This window comes from Enterococcus sp. AAFC-DPL-5182 (genome assembly GCF_058216605.1).
Genome location: NZ_CM177101.1, coordinates 2541178 through 2557971, shown reverse-complemented (window position 1 = coordinate 2557971; position 16794 = coordinate 2541178). Strand labels below are relative to the sequence as shown.

The following is a 16794-nucleotide window of genomic DNA, read 5'->3' as shown; positions in this document are numbered from 1 at the left end:
TCAAGTTGTTTTTTTTATCTTAAAATAAGTGTAATATACATATAATGAAATAAAAATGATTTAAAAAACATAATTACTTTTTTTTGTTTTAGAATTTTTAAACTAAAAATATAAGTTTAGTAGAAAAGGGAGGACGAATCATGTATACGATTGGATACTTAATAGAGAAGAAACAAGAAGAAAATACACATTTAAATTTTTTAGCAGATAAAGGGTGGAATTTGTCGAAAATTAACTTAATGGAACAATCCAACTTTCCAGAAAAGTTAGATGCTATCATTATTTTGGGAGAGACAATGTCGGAGACGTGTTGTTACTTGATGGAATTAAAAAAATATGTAAAAGTCCCAATTTACTTGTTATCTGTAGTGGATGAATCTCGTTCCAATATAGTTTATCTACAGTTAGGTGCAGAAGCATGTTTTTCTATGAAAATGGAAGTTGAGGAATTTTATTACACATTATCGAATTTACTTTCTCATTACTCAACTAAACAGAGTCATTTTTTAGAGAATACATCAACTTCATCTCCAAGAAAAGAAATAGAGCTAATCCCAAGAAATTTAAGTGTTCTAATTGATGGAAAACAAGAAGTTTCTTTAACTAAAAAAGAATATAATGCATTGGAATTGCTATATAATAGTCCAGGTCGAACCATTTCTTATGAAGAGCTTAAAGAAAAACTATGGGATTCTGAAATAGAGGGTGAAAATAAAAATTATCGAGTGGCAAACCTAATGTTTCATTTACGCAATAAAATAGAAGTTAGCACAACCAATCCACGGTTTATTAAAACAGTTCGTTCTAAAGGATATATGTTAAATTTGAAATAAAACAGAAAAAGATCAGAAGAGAAAATCATCATGAAATGATTTATTCTTCTGATCTTTTTTATTCATCATCAAACAGGGAGATAAAGGCAGAGAGCGTTAAAGGTCATCAATAATTTCAGCTTATTTACGGGTGTTTCAGATCTTAGTGTTTCAGCATAAAAACTAAGCAGGAGAGAAGTGTCGTTTCTATTACTATTATTTATAGGTTCATGGAGTTATTTCTTAGACTTGTTTGCTTTTATATTTCTGGAACTATAGAAACATACTTTAACTGAAGGGAGAGTATAAGCGATAAATTTTGTTGATTGGAATAAAAAGCAAAGAAAGTATTTCTATAGTTTTTCAGTATTGTCGGTATATTAGTTAATTCAGTTGCTTTTAACATTTTTTTATCTGTACTCAAATATTCTGGCTGCCTAATTTCTGATAATTGCTGTTTAGGAAGATTACTTATTTCAATCAACAAGTCTTGAGGCGTTTTTTTCAAAGTTAAATAAATGGTCTCATCTGAAGAAAGCCTTTGCCTATTTACGATGAAATCTAAAAGAGCCGATAAACATCTAATAAAATCAATTAATCGAATCGAAATATCAGCATCGTGGATTTTTTGAGGAATAGAGATGATTAGATGAATTCCTTTTTCTTCACATTGCTCAATAAATCGTAAAAGCAACCCTTGGATCGGTGGGCTCGCCAAGCGATTCAATTGATCATAACTATCCTCTTCTAATAAATTTTTTGAATAATCTGTTATAGATAAAATAAAAGCAGAAGCTTCCTCTAATCGATCCTCTTCAATATAGCCCATTAAACTCACCAAAATACTGCGATAATCATGTCTAAATTCATCTGCTAAAGTAATTTTATCTAAATCTTTATTATACTGTTGAGACAAAATCAGTTTTCGAAGTTGCTCTTGGTAGTATCGACTATATACATAAACAGTAAAATGAAACACACTATTAAGTCCGAGTAAAATTACTGTTAAATATAAAAATGAACTATAAGAAATGTTATAAACGGCAAATTGACGTAGAAAATATAAAAAAATTAACAGAATAGTAAGCAAAAGTACCGTTACTTTATAATTTTTTTGAACGTGAGCGATAGAATCAAAAAGATTGAATTTTTGATCAAACCATTTGACCCACAAGATAAAAATAAACAGTAAAAATTGTTGTCCTACCAATAAAAAAGGAAGGAGCTGCTGGTGTAGCTCAACGGAAACTAGTCCAATTCTTAATAAGTAGACGGGTAAATCATAAAGAAATAGCCAAGATATAATAATCAAGGAACTCTCTAAATAAAGAAATAAGGCCATCAACAACCAACTTTTTAAATGGAGAATAATAAAAATCGGCTGTAAAACAACAAAAAGAAATAAAAGAAATGCAATAAAAGGTGTTTGAAACAAGAAAATAAATAGGCAATGAAAAATAAGAATCAACGAAAGAATGATTGTTTGATTTGTCGTAGTATATTTTTTATTACCTAAAAACCAAATAAGTTGGAGATAGTTTAGCGACAATAAAACAGCAAAAAAAGGAAAGCTCATAATTATCTCCTCTCATCGGTATTTTTCAGTAGTGTAAAATTAGCAATAAATTGGTTCTCTTTTTGTGTGATCGTATAATCACATTCTGGATATTGATCTAAAATCGTCATAAAAATATAAAGCCCTTTTCCTTGGTGACCTTCTTTGGTAGAAAAATTATTCTGCAGCAAAGTTTGAAAGGAAACTTTTTTTTCTTCATTGTAGGTGTTACGAACTTCTATCGCTAAAAACTCTTGTGTTCCTTCAATGAAAACACCAATAAAAGGAAATTCAGTCTGTTCCGTTGCCTCATACGCATTATTCAATAAAATCGAAAAACATCGAATAAAATCTACGATATTCATAGTTAAATCTGTTAGATTATCTGTAACTTGTAGGTCAATGTCAATAGTAGCTGTTAGACATTTCGTCAGAAAGCTAGTTAGTAATCCTCGAATAGGCGGATTGCTGATACTGGAAATTTTTTTATATAGGTTCGGTGTCAGCAGAGGATCTGAATAATCGATAATGTTATTAAGCAAGGCAACTGCTTTTTCTTTTTCTTTTTGTTCTAAATAGCTGTTTAAACTAAGGAGTAAGTTTTGATAATCTTGACGAAATTCATTAGAGAGAGTCACTTTTTCTTTTTCTTGTCTGTAGGTTTCTGAAAGCAATTCGATATACTGTTTTTCATTGTTGTATTTGGTTGCAAGTAATACATTAAGCGTGACGATCACTGTACAACCAATCACAATACCAGAACTATATAAAACGGAAACTGGGTCACCATTTAGGACACTAAATTGTTTGAGGCTAGTAGGTAGGAATAAAAGTAGGAGCATTACTATAGACAATAATTTATATTTTTTTGGCAGTAAGGAGATCGAATTGGATAATGCAAAACGCCGATTTAAATAACGAACTAAAATAATTAAGAAAAATAAGAGAAGTTGCTGCAAAATAATAAATAAATATAAATATTTAGCATAAGTTTGATCAGAAATTTCCTGATTAATATGTAAAATATCCCAAGTGTCCAAAGTAGGAATCCAAGACAAAAGAATCAAGGAATTTTCAATGCTGATCAATAATGATGGGATAAACCAGTTATTCAGTTTTCTTGCGACAAACATAAATTGTATGGCTAGAAAAAATAATTGGGAAAAAGCAATATAAGAATTACTGATAAAAATTGCTAATATAAACTGAATAAATACAAAGCCACTCAAAATGAGACTTTCACGTAATGTGAGTAGTTTTTTATAAGTAATCAGCCAAATCATTTGTAAAAAATTTACTGCTATTATGGAAGTAACGAAAGACTTATCCATACTTAAGCCCCCCTATAATACTTTTTTCAATTTATCAATGATTTTGATACCCACCAATAGTTCATCTCCATTAGAAAAGCCAACCATCCCTTTTGCTCTATCAAGAACGGCAATAGCGGTCAAATTAATGATATAGGATTGTAATGATGTAAATAAGTAAGGCTGATGATCCAACATTTTTTTTATTTTGCCGATTTGTCCATTAATAATGATATCTTCATGAAATGTTTTAATTAAAATTTTTCCACGCAATCCTTTTATTGATTCTATGTATAGAATATCTTTTCCATTAACATATATTTTTTTAGCCCCTGTTTTTATCCGAACGATATTCGGATCTTCTCTCCAACTATTATTTAAATTGTACTCAACTTTATCCAATAGTTCATAGAGTGATTGACTTAATTTTTTAGACGAAACAGTTTTTTTAATAAGATAGCCGATGGGTAAAATATTGCTGTTGATAATAGGAATTGCTTGATCTTCTAAACTTGTTAGAAAAATAATCGAACAGTTACGATTATGTTTGCGTACTTCTAAAGCTAAATCAATTCCTGTAAACGTAGTTTTTAAATCGATATCAAAAATAAAAACATCTGTGTCAGCAATAGAAATTGTTTGAAGTTCCTCCATAAAGAATAGATGGTTATCAATGGAAGAAATGTTGAATCGAACAAAATTTGAATGATAATTTTTTAAAGCATGAATAATTCTCTTCCTATATTCGTGGTCATCTTCTACTACATAAACCTTTGATATAAATGTCATTGAAGGCTCCTTTCTTGTATTCCATGAAAAAAACAAAGTTTAAGTAAATTATTTTAGTATATTTTAGATTATTTTTGCAATAAAAGGAAGTAATTGTTAAATAAAAGGTATAAAAGTGTTCGAAAGGAACGAAAAAACGCTTTCAAAATGTTTTATGAGATAAAAATTAACTGTATTATTTAAAGTGTACTACAGCAACAGCTCTGATACAAAAAATAACTAAGAACATTTTTTCGTAAAGGAGTACAGCAAAGTTGAAAGATTTAGCTGCAAATAAAGAGTAAAGGAGGATTTCTATGAGACAGAATCGATTACTTGTTTTATTTATAGTAGCTGTTTATTTTATTTTAACGCCGCTCATCGGAAATGCTGAAGAAGAAAAAGCTGCAAGTAAGGCAAGTAGTCAAGCTAGTATCACTTTTGTTCATGACAACACACCTAAAAAGACCAAAGAGCCAACCAAAAAACAAGGGGGAATCTTAGGGGATTTAGGTTATGGACAAGGAAAAAGATTACCGAACACCGGTGAGATAACAAAAATAGTTGGAATAACTGTTGGTTTACTCCTCATTGGTTTGTTCACTGTTATCAGTATTTACTATTATTTTATAGGGGGAAGAAAAATGAAATTATGGAAATCAATCTTATTATCAGCAATCGTATTAGGAGCAGTCTCAGCACCAAATACGACATTCGCCAATGAGTCAGAAGGTGATGGCAAAGGAAATGCAAAATCAGTAGGTTCAGTTACCTTAGAACCAGGAGACGAAAATGAAAAACCAACAGATCCTGAAGAGCCAGAGGATGAAACCGGTGGGGGAACTGGCAATCCAGGAAACTTAGCGATTTCTTACGTATCACCGTTAGATTTTGGATCAGTGAATTTGACAGGGAAAGACCAAGAAGTTCTAGCAAAAAATGAATCACCAAATATTCAAATCAGGGATTCACGGGGAACGGCAAAAGGTTGGACCGTTCAAGTAGCTATTTCTAATTTTATGAAAGTTAAAGAAGATGGCAAATTAGACGACAAAACAATCATCAGAGGTGCATCTTTATATTTACCAAAAGGAACGGTGAAGCCAGCAAACGGTGGAACAGGAGCCAATGCGCCAACTGCTAGAGAATTAACGCTTAATAATAAGCCGCAAACAGTATTTGAAGCAGCAGATAAAACTGGTGCAGGAAACTGGATGAATAATTTCGGTAAAGATGCAGTAAGCCTGATGATTCCACAAGATGTATTGATCGGTGACTATCAAGCAGAACTAACGTGGACAATGTCTGACACACCAGGGAAAAAATAAAAGGAGCGAATGATCAAAATGAAAAAGACAATTTTACTAAGTAGTACCTTGCTATTAACAGCACTTTTAGCAGCAGGAGCCAATGAAGCAAATGCAGAAACAACGACACCATTCAATACAGATGCAACGTTTGAATTTACAACAGAAGATCCAGAAAATCCTGATCCGAATGATCCGGTGGATGAAGAGAAACCTGTTGAACCAGAAACAGGTCAAAAAGGTTTGTTAACAATTGATGCTGTCTCGAACTTTGAGTTTAAATCAGCAAAAATCAGTGGTGGTGAAACAAAAACAACGGCAGAAGTTTCGGATGGACAAACACTAGGAATTCAAGTGACAGATAAACGAGGAACAGGTGCTGGATGGAATGTTCAAGCAAAGGTTGATGACTTTAAAGATAAAAAAGAAGCAGCAAAAATCTTAAAAGGTGCAACAATCAAAGTACCAGCAGGAACCTTTAAAACAACAGCCAATGGAGATACAACGAATCCACCGAAAGCTGCAAATGCAGCAGGAACGATCATCGGAAAAGCCGCAACACCAATCTTGCGTGCAGAAAAAAATCAAGGAAAAGGATCATGGATCAATGATTGGGCGGATCAAGTTGAATTAACGATTCCTGGTGGAAACTTATTGGGAGATTACCAAGCTACTGTGACATGGACTTTGATCAACACACCGACTGGTAATAACTAAATTTTAGAAAGGAAGGGAGAGCAAGATGAAAACAACAACGATACTATTCGGACTAAGTGCAACGGCTATCATACTATTAGCTGGACAAAATGCCTATGCAGATATAGCAACTGAAAAAAAAACAACGGCAACTGTTGACGTATTAAAATCAGGTGGAATCGGTGAGGGAGAAGCCCCAGAGGAGCCAATTGGGCCAGGTACTGGAACGGGCGATTTTACAATTAACGCGGTGTCAAATTTTGAATTTGGAAAAATCAAAATGGGGGCAACGGGAATTGCAACTGTAAAAGACAAGGAAAAGCTAGGGATCGAAGTAATTGATGAACGAGGAACAGGTGCTGGTTGGAACGTTCAAGTGTCAATGACCAATTTTTCATCAATAGTCCAAGGAAACAAAGATGAAATCGTGAAAGGCTGGAAATTGTCCATTCCACAAGGAGAAATTAAGAGTAAGGCAGGAGATATGCAAAACCCTCCAGTTTCAAGGAGCGTGGAAATTAGTTCAGCAAGTACAAATGCTACTATTTTGACCGCTGATAAAGATAAAGGGATGGGAAGGTATACAAGCATTTTTATGGACGATAAAACCAACGAGGTCGAAAAATCAGTTCACTTAACTATCCCAGCTTATGCCAAAATCGGTCAATACAAAGCTGAATTAACTTGGTCATTGATCAATGGACCAGTAAAATAACTCACTAAAAGGGGAGATACACTATGAAAAAGAACATCACACTACTTGCAAGTTTAGCTATGACAATCTATGTTGGCAACTATTTTAGTATGAACGCCCACGCCGAAAAATCAGATGCAGATTCACAAGTCAACATCCAAATGCTCGTGGGAGACGAAAATGAAGAAAGACCACCAGTAGGACCAACAGATCCTGGTGATGAGGGAAATGATGGAACCGGAAATAAAGGACTTTTAACGATTGACCGTGTTCCTAATTTAAAATTTGGCGAAGTCAATATCAGTGGATCAGACCAAGTAGAATCTGCGATCAATGAAACACCCTATGTGCAAGTAACGGACGTTAGGGGAACTTCTGTAGGTTGGTCATTATATGTCAAAGCAGATGAATTTTCTAGTGACAAACAAGAAAAACTAAAAGGTGCAACACTATCCTTAAAAAATAGTACAGTTGCTTCATCAAGTTCAGGAAAAGCAATCATGCCACCAAAAGGAAATGACCTCGTTTTATCACCAAAAGCCCAAAAAATCATGACAGCTGCTAAAGGTTCTGGTGAGGGAACTTGGTTACAAGCGTGGAATAAGAATGGCTCTGACGAAAAAAATACCAATGTTCAATTATCTATCTTAGCAGGTACGGCTAAAGCGAATACAGAATATAAAACAACCATCTACTGGGAATTACAAGATGCACCAGGTAAATAAAAACAACAAATGAGAGTAAGGCAAATGTAATTGTATACCAAGAAAATAAGGCATTGTTTTGATAAAAATTCAATTCTTATTTTCTTGTGTATCACTCAAATAAACATGGATAGTCCATTTATTCCCCATAGACGTTAAAACATCTGTTTTAAAAAGTTGGGAGACTGAAAGGTTTACGTTGTCCCAATCTCATTATTATTGGAGGAAATAAACGATGCGAAACGTCAAAAATAGCTTATACAGTTTATTTTTACTTATATTATTAATGACCTACCCAGTTCAAGTACATGGGGCGGATATGGAATATTCAGTTAGTGCCAATATTCCAGAAAATCAAGTGGATAAATCTCAAACTTACTTTGATCTCAGAATGAAACCTGAGCAAAAACAGGATTTGACCTTGAATGTTTCAAACTCAGGAGACAAAGAAATCACGCTAAATATCATTCCAAATATTGCGACAACCAATCAAAATGGCGTAGTCGATTTTAGTGAAAAAGATAGAGAAATTGATTCTAGTTTGACACATCCGATTACAAAACTGATATCAGGTGAACAGAAAGTCACATTAGCACCGAAAGAGAAAAAAACAGTAACCTTCAACTTACAAATGCCAAAAGAAAAATTATCTGGAAAAATCGTCGGAGGTTTTTATGTATACAAAGACGAGGCAGATGAAGAGAGTAAAAGTTCAGAAGGCGGCGTCCAAATCACCAACAAATACGCAATGGTTGTTGGTCTACAATTGACTGAAGATGATGAGCCTGTAAAGGCAGAACTAACATTAAACGCCATTCAACCTGATTTGATTAATTACAGAACAGCCGTCACAGCAAATCTTCAAAATACTAAGCCAACGTTTGTCAATGATTTAAAAGTTGTAGCAAAAGTAAGTAAAAAAGATTCAGTCGAAGTGATCCATCAAACCACAAAGGAAGAAATGGCAATGGCGCCTAATTCCAATTTTGATTTTCCAATTAGCTGGGATAATCAAGAGTTACTTCCAGGAAAATATACGCTAGATCTAGTTGCAACAACAAAAGACGACGAATGGGCTTTCAAACGAGAGTTTGAAATTACATCCAAAGAAGCTAAAAAATTAACAGAGGAAGCCATTGAAGTTGAAAAAGCACCAAATTATTGGGCAATCGGCGGTATCATTGCTGGCAGTATTTTGGCTGTTGCGATCATGATTATTTTCATTGTACTACTATATAAAAAACGCAAGAAAAAGCAGGAATTAGAAAGAAAACGTCAAGCAAAAAAACGCAAACAGCAACGAAAAAAACGTGCTGAAAAAACAAAACGTGAAAACAAGACAGATTAAAAATAAAAGAAAGGAGGAAAACGATGAATAAAAAAAAGATTTCACTAGCAATCGTTATTTTTTGTTTCTCCTTCGTAAGTTTCTTTTTATGGGATATTCAACAAGCTGAAGCAGATTCTCCGTGGGATTACTTTACTGAGCTAAATGCACAAGGGGAGCCAAGATACGGCAGAGGGACTATTTTTGAACCAGATAAACCAATGATTCGACCTGAATACCAAGGTGCTAACTGGCAAGATCTGTTAACAGATATCACAAACGCATCGGGACAACCTATTTTTAAAGAGTTTGGGCAGCAGTTATTATACAAAGTTGGTGATGTTGTTTATTATAACAATGTTGGTAGTTACAATAATCGCAAACTATCTTTGAAAATTACTTATGTTTCAGGTGGAAATGGTGGGTTAGGTGATTGGAAATATGTCATGAAGCTCAATGAAGATGGTTCTTTAAGTCAAACGATAACTGGTCAAGACACAGATAGGGATGGCGTGATGTCCTATCAACTAGTGTATATGGATAATAAAGAATTCGTGAAAGATATATACATGGAGTTTCCTCAAGTACTCAAGATTAAACAATCACCAAGAGATGCGGAAAAACCCTCAGTGAATACAATCAGCATAAAAGGCTTGAAAAAAGCTTATTTAGCTGTCCCGCATATAGGGTATCAAACTGAGAAAGTTAGCTTTTACGAAGGTAAAACAAAAATGTTGCAGATGCAGTTGTCATCTATGTTTGATATTCAAATACCTCAAAATTACGTTATTGTTTCTGATAATAATGAGCCAATTATAATGGGTGCCTACAGTGCGTATAATTATGCATCAGAATTCCGAATATTTTCAAGTTCAATTGAAGCACCAGGAATGCCAAATTATTCAGCGCCAGTGGTCAAGGGTCAAGAGATAACAAAAGGATTGGCCCCTGTTTATCAAATAACTCAACCTGTGACGTCAACATATAGTCAATATTATCCAGATAAGCTATCCGTCATTCTTGAGGATAAAGAAGGTCTTTTTCCTACGAGTAACCTACCAAACATCAAAGTCTTTGATCGAAACGGAGACTCCATCACAGACAAAGTGACGATTCAACGGCTTACGACTAAGAAAATAGCGGTCGAACTCCCAGCTCGATTGCTTGAAGCACTCAAAAGTAATTCTGTTACAATTGAAATCAATTATAATGATTTACCTCTTTCAAAAATTATGAACTATTATGATGAAAAGAGTGGCACATTTAATATTCCTTTGTCTGCTTACAATGTCAGAAAAAAAGGAACGCAAGAACTACAATCCAACACAGACACAGGAAATGCTAAGCTTATCCCAAGTATTACAGCCACACCTGTTGAGCAAACCGTGTGGATCAATAGCTCCACAACGGATTTAGATCCTACTAAATTATTGGAGAATATAAAAAGTTCTCTTCCCAATGATACTGTAAAATTTGTTGGTTTCTCAGAAGAAAAAATCTTTGATCAGGTAAAACTAGATTCTGTTAGAATAAAACTTCAAAGTCAACAATTGAGTAAATTGACTAAAATAGTAGAAGTTCCAATCACTGTTATTGATTATATCGTTACTAAAGAGTTTTTTGAAAATCAGTCTTGGATTATCAATAACATTAACAGTCAACTAAGTCCTAAACAGATTGGAAAAGATGTCTACGTATCTGATTTGGCTCAAATCAAACAAATCAATACAGATACCACAAGACCCTTTCCAGGGCAATATATTCCTAAAAATATCAAGTATTTTAAAAATTTAGAACTCTTATATTTAAGAAATACAAAAATGTCTGGAACCTTACCAAAAGAGTTGGGACAATTAGAAAAAATGAAAAATCTAAGAATCTTTGACAACACGATGACTGGGGAAATACCTAAAGAATTAGGAAATTTAAAAGAGTTGGAGTATTTGATCTTAGATCAAAATGGTTTAACAGGTACGGTGCCAAATGAATTAGCTGATTTACCTAAGCTTCATACACTTTATTTGAATAAAAATAACTTAGTTGGACAGTTGCCAACCTTTAGTGATGGTTTCAGAATCTTGATGGTAACTGATAATCAGGTTACTTATAACTCAGCTGCTGTCCCAAGTTTTTTAACAAGTGCGGGTAAAAATAGTTATGCCCAAACGTTCATTGGAAACATGCGTTTAACGGGTAAAGAACAAGTTACAGTGACTGATCCAGCAACGACAATGATTAAGCCCTTTGATTCAACTGACGCTGGTTATTTTGATTTAACAGCTAAGGCTCAAAATGAGATTCCTCTTTATGCTGAACATGAGTTTAAAATTATCGATGAAACAACAAAAGAAAGCTTATATGAAGGAAAAGCAGATAAAAATACTGTGATTCCTTATAAAAGAGGAATGACCTACAACGTTATCATGGATCAAGCGGACCAAAATCCGAAGAATCAATGGATCGTCAAAACGAAAATACCTGAACTAAAATTAGACAGTGTCCCTTCAGAGATGGCCTTTTCCATTCCTTTGGGTAAAGACTTGAAAAAACCAGTCCAATTAACTGGAAAAGTCTCTGTTTTCGATAATCGTGATAAAGGCAATTGGCAATTAAGCATGACGCCAAGCACGCTAAAATCTGATACTAAAGATCTTAAAGGGAGTTACAGTTACATTGATTCCAAAGGAGAGCATTGGATCGTTTCTGACCAAAAAGTAACGATTGAAAAAGGACAAAGTGATGCTGAGAATGAAGTAATTCCAATTTCAGATCAATGGACGGATAAAAAAGGGCTACAATTTACAATGAATGGGTCTAATTTTATTGGGAAGTACCAAGGAACAGTGATATGGACATTGGAAGATGTGCCAAATTAAGCATCACAGTTAGGTCTTTAAGAATTAGATGACTATGAAAAGTTTCACTTGGCTAAAGGAAGATGTTCTTGGTTTTGATTAGCCAAGAGCATCTTTCAGAATACATATATGTAAATGTCAGCCAGAGCCCAAGACATAAGAAGTTAGACAAGAAAATAAAGAAATGGAGGAATATGTATGTATACGATCGGCTTTTTGACTGTACAAACCATGAAAAAATCAGCTCATGTTGAGTTTTTGACAAATAAAGGTTGGGACATTGTACCAGTGACTGAACAGGAATTTTCTATAGATGCTGATAAGATTGACGCATTGGTGATTCAAGAAGAAGCAATGCCTGTTACGTGCCGGTGGTTAATGGAAATCACGCGTCAAGTAACCGAGGTACCAATTTATTTATTGTCTACTAGTGGAGGGAAACATTCCAATATTGTCTACTTACAGCTAGGGGTAGAAGCTTGTTTTCCAATTGAAATAGATCAAGAAGAATTTTATTATACGATAACTAATTTGTTGGCGCGTCGTTATAAAATGGGGAAACATATAAAGGAAGGAAATAGAAACACGTACTCATTGAAATCAGCAGGGTTAGAAATAGTTCCTAGCAATCTAAGTGTTGTAATCGATGGAGAAGAAGAAATCATTTTGACTAGAAAAGAGTTTCAAGCAATGGAGCTTTTATACAATAATCCACGTCGTGCGATACCGTATGAAGAATTTAAAGAGAAAATGTGGGATACCAAACAAAATGAACCAGAAAAAAATTATCGTATTGCCAATGTCGTTTTCCATTTACGAAATAAAATAGAACAAAACCCAATGAACCCAAGGTTTATTAAAACAGTCCGTTCAAAAGGATACATGTTGGACATGAAATAAAAAAGAGTCCTTGCATTTTATCTTATTTGATGTTATTCTTATCACTCTTAAAAAGTAATCATTACGATTTAGAAAGGGTGAAAGAAAAAATGGCTAAAAAATCAAAAATTGCCAAAGCAAAACAGCAACAAGCATTGATTGAAAAATATGCTGAACAACGCATTGTGTTAAAAGCGAACAAAGACTATGAAGCGTTAGCAAAATTACCAAAAGATTCCAATCCAAATCGCTTAAAAAACCGCGATTTGATCGATGGACGACCAAGAGCTTATATGCGTAAATTTGGCATGTCACGGATCAATTTTAGAACATTAGCACATCAAGGACAAATTCCAGGTATTCATAAAGCAAGCTGGTAAAGAAATCGAAAAATAGATGCAAAGAGGTGATTGGATGGAGAAACAAGATCTTTCAAGTGCACGCAGACGATTGAAGTGCAAAAATAGAAAAACAAGAAAACGAGCATTGAAAATTATTCAGCAGTATAAACGGGAACAAAGGCATCGAGTGATGGCTTCTGGTAGTGTTGGCTGAGTATTTCACGAATCGGATAAACAAATGAAGTTCTTCCTTTTTATTATAGAAGGGAAGGGCTTTTTTGTTTTTAGTGGAGTTATTAAGATTGCATTTTATACGATTGTTTTGGCTAGTCCGCTTTTATTAGTGTGATTCATAATTAAGAGAACTTTTCTACAATTTTTAGTAATGTGAGGGAAATTATCCGTTTTGTGATTCACAAGTAATGAAACTTCGCTCCCTTTGGTCGCCAAGTACAGTTCATCATCTTCTCTGGCAAAGCCAGTCGAGGTGTTTCACAAGTAATGAGACAACGCTCCTTTTAGTCGCCTTGTACTGTTCAACATCTATTCTGTCTACTTTGTAGCCAATCATAGTGTTTCACAGCAATATCCAGGAACTTTCCAACCGAAATCTAGGAAGAAAGCTCTTTCAAATTTTTGTATAGTAATAGTGTAGACGTGGAACCGTTTTATTTTTCCACAAAATAATATAAGTAGATTACTGGAGGTTTTTGAATGACGTTGAAAGTCGGAATTATCGGTTGTGGTGGGATTGCTAATGGCAAACATTTACCCGCGCTTGCACAAGTGAAAGAAGTGGAGCTAGTTGCTTTTTGCGATTTGATTAGTGAACGAGCAGAAGAAGCCAAAATGCATTATGGAACGTTGACCGCTAAAACATTTACAAATTATCAAGAGATGCTTGAAGAAATGGATTTAGATGTGGTTCATGTTTGTACACCAAATAGTACACACGCAGAATTATCAATTGCTGCAATGGAAGCTGATTGTCATGTGATGTGTGAAAAACCAATGGCAAAAACAGCTGCTGAGGCGCGTAGTATGATCGAAGCAGCCAATAAGACGGGAAAAAAATTGACGATCGGGTATCAAAATCGTTTTCGAAAAGATTCGACGTACTTGCATGAAATTTGTGATGAAGGCGAATTAGGCGAGATTTACTTTGCCAAAGCACATGCCATTCGTCGTCGTGCAGTGCCAACTTGGGGCGTTTTTCTTGATGAAGCAGCGCAAGGCGGCGGACCGTTGATTGATATTGGGACGCATGCGTTGGATCTGACGTTGTGGATGATGAATAATTACAAGCCTAAATTTGTTGTAGGGAAAGCGTACCATAAATTAGCTGAGACAGAAAATGCTGCGAATGCGTGGGGTTCTTGGGATCCTAAAAAGTTCACTGTTGAAGATTCAGCTTTCGGTTTTATCATGATGGAAAATGGTGCAACGATCTTTTTGGAATCTAGTTGGGCATTGAATAGTTTAGATGTAAAAGAAGCTAAGACCACTTTACATGGCACTAAAGGTGGTGCAGATATGAACAATGGTTTAACGATCAACGGAGAAGACCACAGCACACTTTTTGAGAAGAAGATTGAATTAGAACCTGGTGGTGTTGATTTTTACGATGGTGCAGGAGACAAACCAGAAGTTTTAGAAGCACAATCTTGGATCGATGCGATCTTAAATGATACAGAACCTGTCGTTAAACCAGAACAAGCTTTAGTTGTGACCGAAATTCTTGAAGCAATCTACAAAGCATCCGAGACAAATCAGCCTGTATTTTTCAATTAAAGAAAGGATGGAAAAATAATGATCCAAGTTACCGTGTGGAATGAATTCCGTCATGAGAAAACAGATGAAGCTGTAAAAAAAGTTTACCCAGCTGGCATTCATCAACAGATAGCTAATTTTTTAAAAGAAGATGATTTTTCTGTTCGAACGGCTACTTTAGACGAACCAGAACATGGTCTAGCAGAAGAAGTTCTAGCGAATACCGATGTTTTGATTTGGTGGGGACATGTGGCTCATCAAGAAGTTTCAGATGAAATCGTTCAACGGGTCTATCAATGTGTTCTTGAAGGAATGGGTTTAGTTGTGCTTCATTCAGGACATATGTCAAAAATTTTTATGAAACTAATGGGCACATCCTGTGACTTAAAATGGCGGGAAGCGCAAGAACATTGTCGCATCTGGACAGTAGCGCCAAGTCATCCAATCGTAGAAGGTATTGGTGAGTATATCGAACTTGAAAAAGAAGAAATGTACGGTGAACATTTTGATATCCCGACACCGGATGACTTGATTTTTATCAGTTGGTATCCTGGTGGCGAAGTTTTCCGAAGTGGCTGTACGTATCATCGCGGGAATGGAAAGATCTTTTATTTCCAACCAGGGCATGAAACTTATCCATCTTACTATAATAAAGAAGTGCAAAAAGTAATCAAAAATGGTGTCCGTTGGTGTCAGCCAACTCAAAATGTTTATCCCAATTACGGTCACCATGAACCATTAGAACCCATTACGAACAAGAAAGGAACGGAACAATGAAACTAGGTGTATTTACTCCCTTATTTAATAATTTAAGCTTTGAAGAAATGATCAATACAGTCGCAAAATCAGGATTAGAAGCTGTTGAAATCGGAACAGGCGGCTCACCTGGAAATGCTCATTTAGATATTGATAAATTATTAGCGAGTTCGGAGGCTAGAAAAGAGTATTTAGCAAAACTTGCTGACAAAGGCTTAACGATCAGTGCTTTGAGTTGTCATAATAATCCAATCTCGCCACTGAAAGAAACAGCACAAGAAGCAGATGAATTAGTACAAAAAACAATCAAACTTGCTTCATTAATGAATGTATCAGTTGTTAACGGTTTTTCTGGTGTCTCAGGAGGAAATTCGACGGATACCCAAGTCAATTGGCCTGTTTTACCTTGGCCGACGGAGTACGATGATAATTACAATTATCAATGGGAGAAAAAGTTGATTCCTTATTGGAAAAATATCAATACGATCGCAGAATCTGCTGGTGTGAAAATTGGGATTGAATTGCATGGTGGTTTCTTATGTCACACACCTTATACAATGCTAAAATTGCGTGAAGCAACGGGCAAAGCAATCGGCTGTAATTTAGATCCAAGTCATTTATGGTGGCAAGGAATCGATCCAGTCGCAGCTGTGAAAATTTTAGGTGAAGCAGATGCAATTCATCATTTTCATGCGAAAGATACGTATTTAGATCAAGACAATATCAATATGCATGGACTAACGGATATGCAGCCATATGGTAACGTTAAAACTCGTGCATGGACTTTCCGCTCAGTAGGTTGCGGCCATGATTTAAACGTCTGGTCGGATATTATCAGTGCGTTGAGAATTTACGGTTATGACTATGTTTTAAGTATTGAACATGAAGACCCGATCATGTCCACAGAAGAAGGCTTGAATAGAGCGATTACTAATTTGAAAAGTATTATGATCAAAGAACAACCTGCCCAAATGTGGTGGGTATAATTAAGGAAACAACGTTCCATATAGTCGCCTTGTA

The 16794-nt window shown here is 34.9% G+C and carries 16 protein-coding genes; 13 read left to right on the top strand and 3 right to left on the bottom strand.

Annotated features, from left to right (window positions below; translation table 11 throughout):
• Positions 1–140: 140 nt before the first annotated feature.
• Positions 141–833, top strand: coding sequence for a winged helix family transcriptional regulator (locus AC4BB7_RS11905; protein ID WP_490483161.1), 693 nt, complete (start codon positions 141–143; stop codon positions 831–833).
• A gap of 238 nt (positions 834–1071) precedes the next feature.
• Here AC4BB7_RS11905 and AC4BB7_RS11900 read toward each other — a convergent pair whose 3' ends face one another.
• From AC4BB7_RS11900 to AC4BB7_RS11890, 3 genes are read right to left on the bottom strand one after another with little or no spacing between them, the layout of a single operon-like run.
• Positions 1072–2388, bottom strand: coding sequence for a hypothetical protein (locus AC4BB7_RS11900; protein ID WP_490483160.1), 1317 nt, complete (start codon positions 2386–2388; stop codon positions 1072–1074).
• A 2-nt stretch (positions 2389–2390) separates the two neighbouring features.
• Positions 2391–3698 carry a GHKL domain-containing protein gene (locus AC4BB7_RS11895; protein WP_490483159.1) on the bottom strand — a complete coding sequence of 436 codons (1308 nt, stop codon included), beginning with the start codon at positions 3696–3698 and terminating at the stop codon, positions 2391–2393.
• Between the two features lie 12 nt (positions 3699–3710).
• Positions 3711–4466 carry a LytR/AlgR family response regulator transcription factor gene (locus tag AC4BB7_RS11890; RefSeq protein WP_490483158.1) on the bottom strand — a complete coding sequence of 252 codons (756 nt, stop codon included), beginning with the start codon at positions 4464–4466 and terminating at the stop codon, positions 3711–3713.
• 296 nt (positions 4467–4762) lie between these two features.
• On the opposite strand from AC4BB7_RS11890, the gene AC4BB7_RS11885 reads away from it, so the two are divergent.
• The 12 genes from AC4BB7_RS11885 (at position 4763) to AC4BB7_RS11830 (ending at position 16760) form a co-directional block, all read left to right on the top strand.
• Positions 4763–5773, top strand: a complete 1011-nt coding sequence (locus AC4BB7_RS11885) for a WxL domain-containing protein (protein ID WP_490483157.1) — start codon at positions 4763–4765, stop codon at positions 5771–5773.
• Positions 5774–5791: 18 nt separating this feature from the next.
• Entirely contained in the window at positions 5792–6469 is a 678-nt protein-coding gene (locus AC4BB7_RS11880) for a WxL domain-containing protein (protein ID WP_490483156.1), read from the top strand.
• A gap of 25 nt (positions 6470–6494) precedes the next feature.
• Entirely contained in the window at positions 6495–7163 is a 669-nt protein-coding gene (locus AC4BB7_RS11875; RefSeq protein WP_490483155.1) for a WxL domain-containing protein, read from the top strand.
• A gap of 23 nt (positions 7164–7186) precedes the next feature.
• The gene (locus AC4BB7_RS11870; protein WP_490483154.1) at positions 7187–7867 is read left to right on the top strand and encodes a WxL domain-containing protein; all 681 of its coding nucleotides are present in this window, start codon (positions 7187–7189) and stop codon (positions 7865–7867) included.
• 214 nt (positions 7868–8081) lie between these two features.
• A complete protein-coding gene (locus tag AC4BB7_RS11865; RefSeq protein ID WP_490483153.1) occupies positions 8082–9194 on the top strand; it encodes a WxLIP family cell surface protein in 1113 nt (370 codons plus the stop codon).
• A 23-nt stretch (positions 9195–9217) separates the two neighbouring features.
• The gene (locus AC4BB7_RS11860) at positions 9218–12049 is read left to right on the top strand and encodes a leucine-rich repeat domain-containing protein (RefSeq protein ID WP_490483152.1); all 2832 of its coding nucleotides are present in this window, start codon (positions 9218–9220) and stop codon (positions 12047–12049) included.
• 177 nt (positions 12050–12226) lie between these two features.
• The gene (locus tag AC4BB7_RS11855; RefSeq protein ID WP_490483151.1) at positions 12227–12928 is read left to right on the top strand and encodes a DNA-binding response regulator; all 702 of its coding nucleotides are present in this window, start codon (positions 12227–12229) and stop codon (positions 12926–12928) included.
• A gap of 89 nt (positions 12929–13017) precedes the next feature.
• The gene (gene rpsN, locus AC4BB7_RS11850) at positions 13018–13287 is read left to right on the top strand and encodes a 30S ribosomal protein S14 (RefSeq protein WP_490483150.1); all 270 of its coding nucleotides are present in this window, start codon (positions 13018–13020) and stop codon (positions 13285–13287) included.
• Between the two features lie 34 nt (positions 13288–13321).
• Positions 13322–13462, top strand: coding sequence for a putative metal homeostasis protein (locus AC4BB7_RS11845; protein ID WP_179190492.1), 141 nt, complete (start codon positions 13322–13324; stop codon positions 13460–13462).
• A gap of 500 nt (positions 13463–13962) precedes the next feature.
• Positions 13963–15039, top strand: a complete 1077-nt coding sequence (locus AC4BB7_RS11840) for a Gfo/Idh/MocA family protein (RefSeq protein WP_490483149.1) — start codon at positions 13963–13965, stop codon at positions 15037–15039.
• A gap of 18 nt (positions 15040–15057) precedes the next feature.
• The gene (locus tag AC4BB7_RS11835) at positions 15058–15795 is read left to right on the top strand and encodes a ThuA domain-containing protein (protein WP_490483148.1); all 738 of its coding nucleotides are present in this window, start codon (positions 15058–15060) and stop codon (positions 15793–15795) included.
• Complete coding sequence (locus tag AC4BB7_RS11830) at positions 15792–16760, top strand: sugar phosphate isomerase/epimerase family protein (RefSeq protein WP_490483147.1); 969 nt, start codon at positions 15792–15794, stop codon at positions 16758–16760. The genes AC4BB7_RS11835 and AC4BB7_RS11830 overlap by 4 nt, the downstream gene beginning before the upstream one ends.
• Positions 16761–16794: the final 34 nt, after the last annotated feature.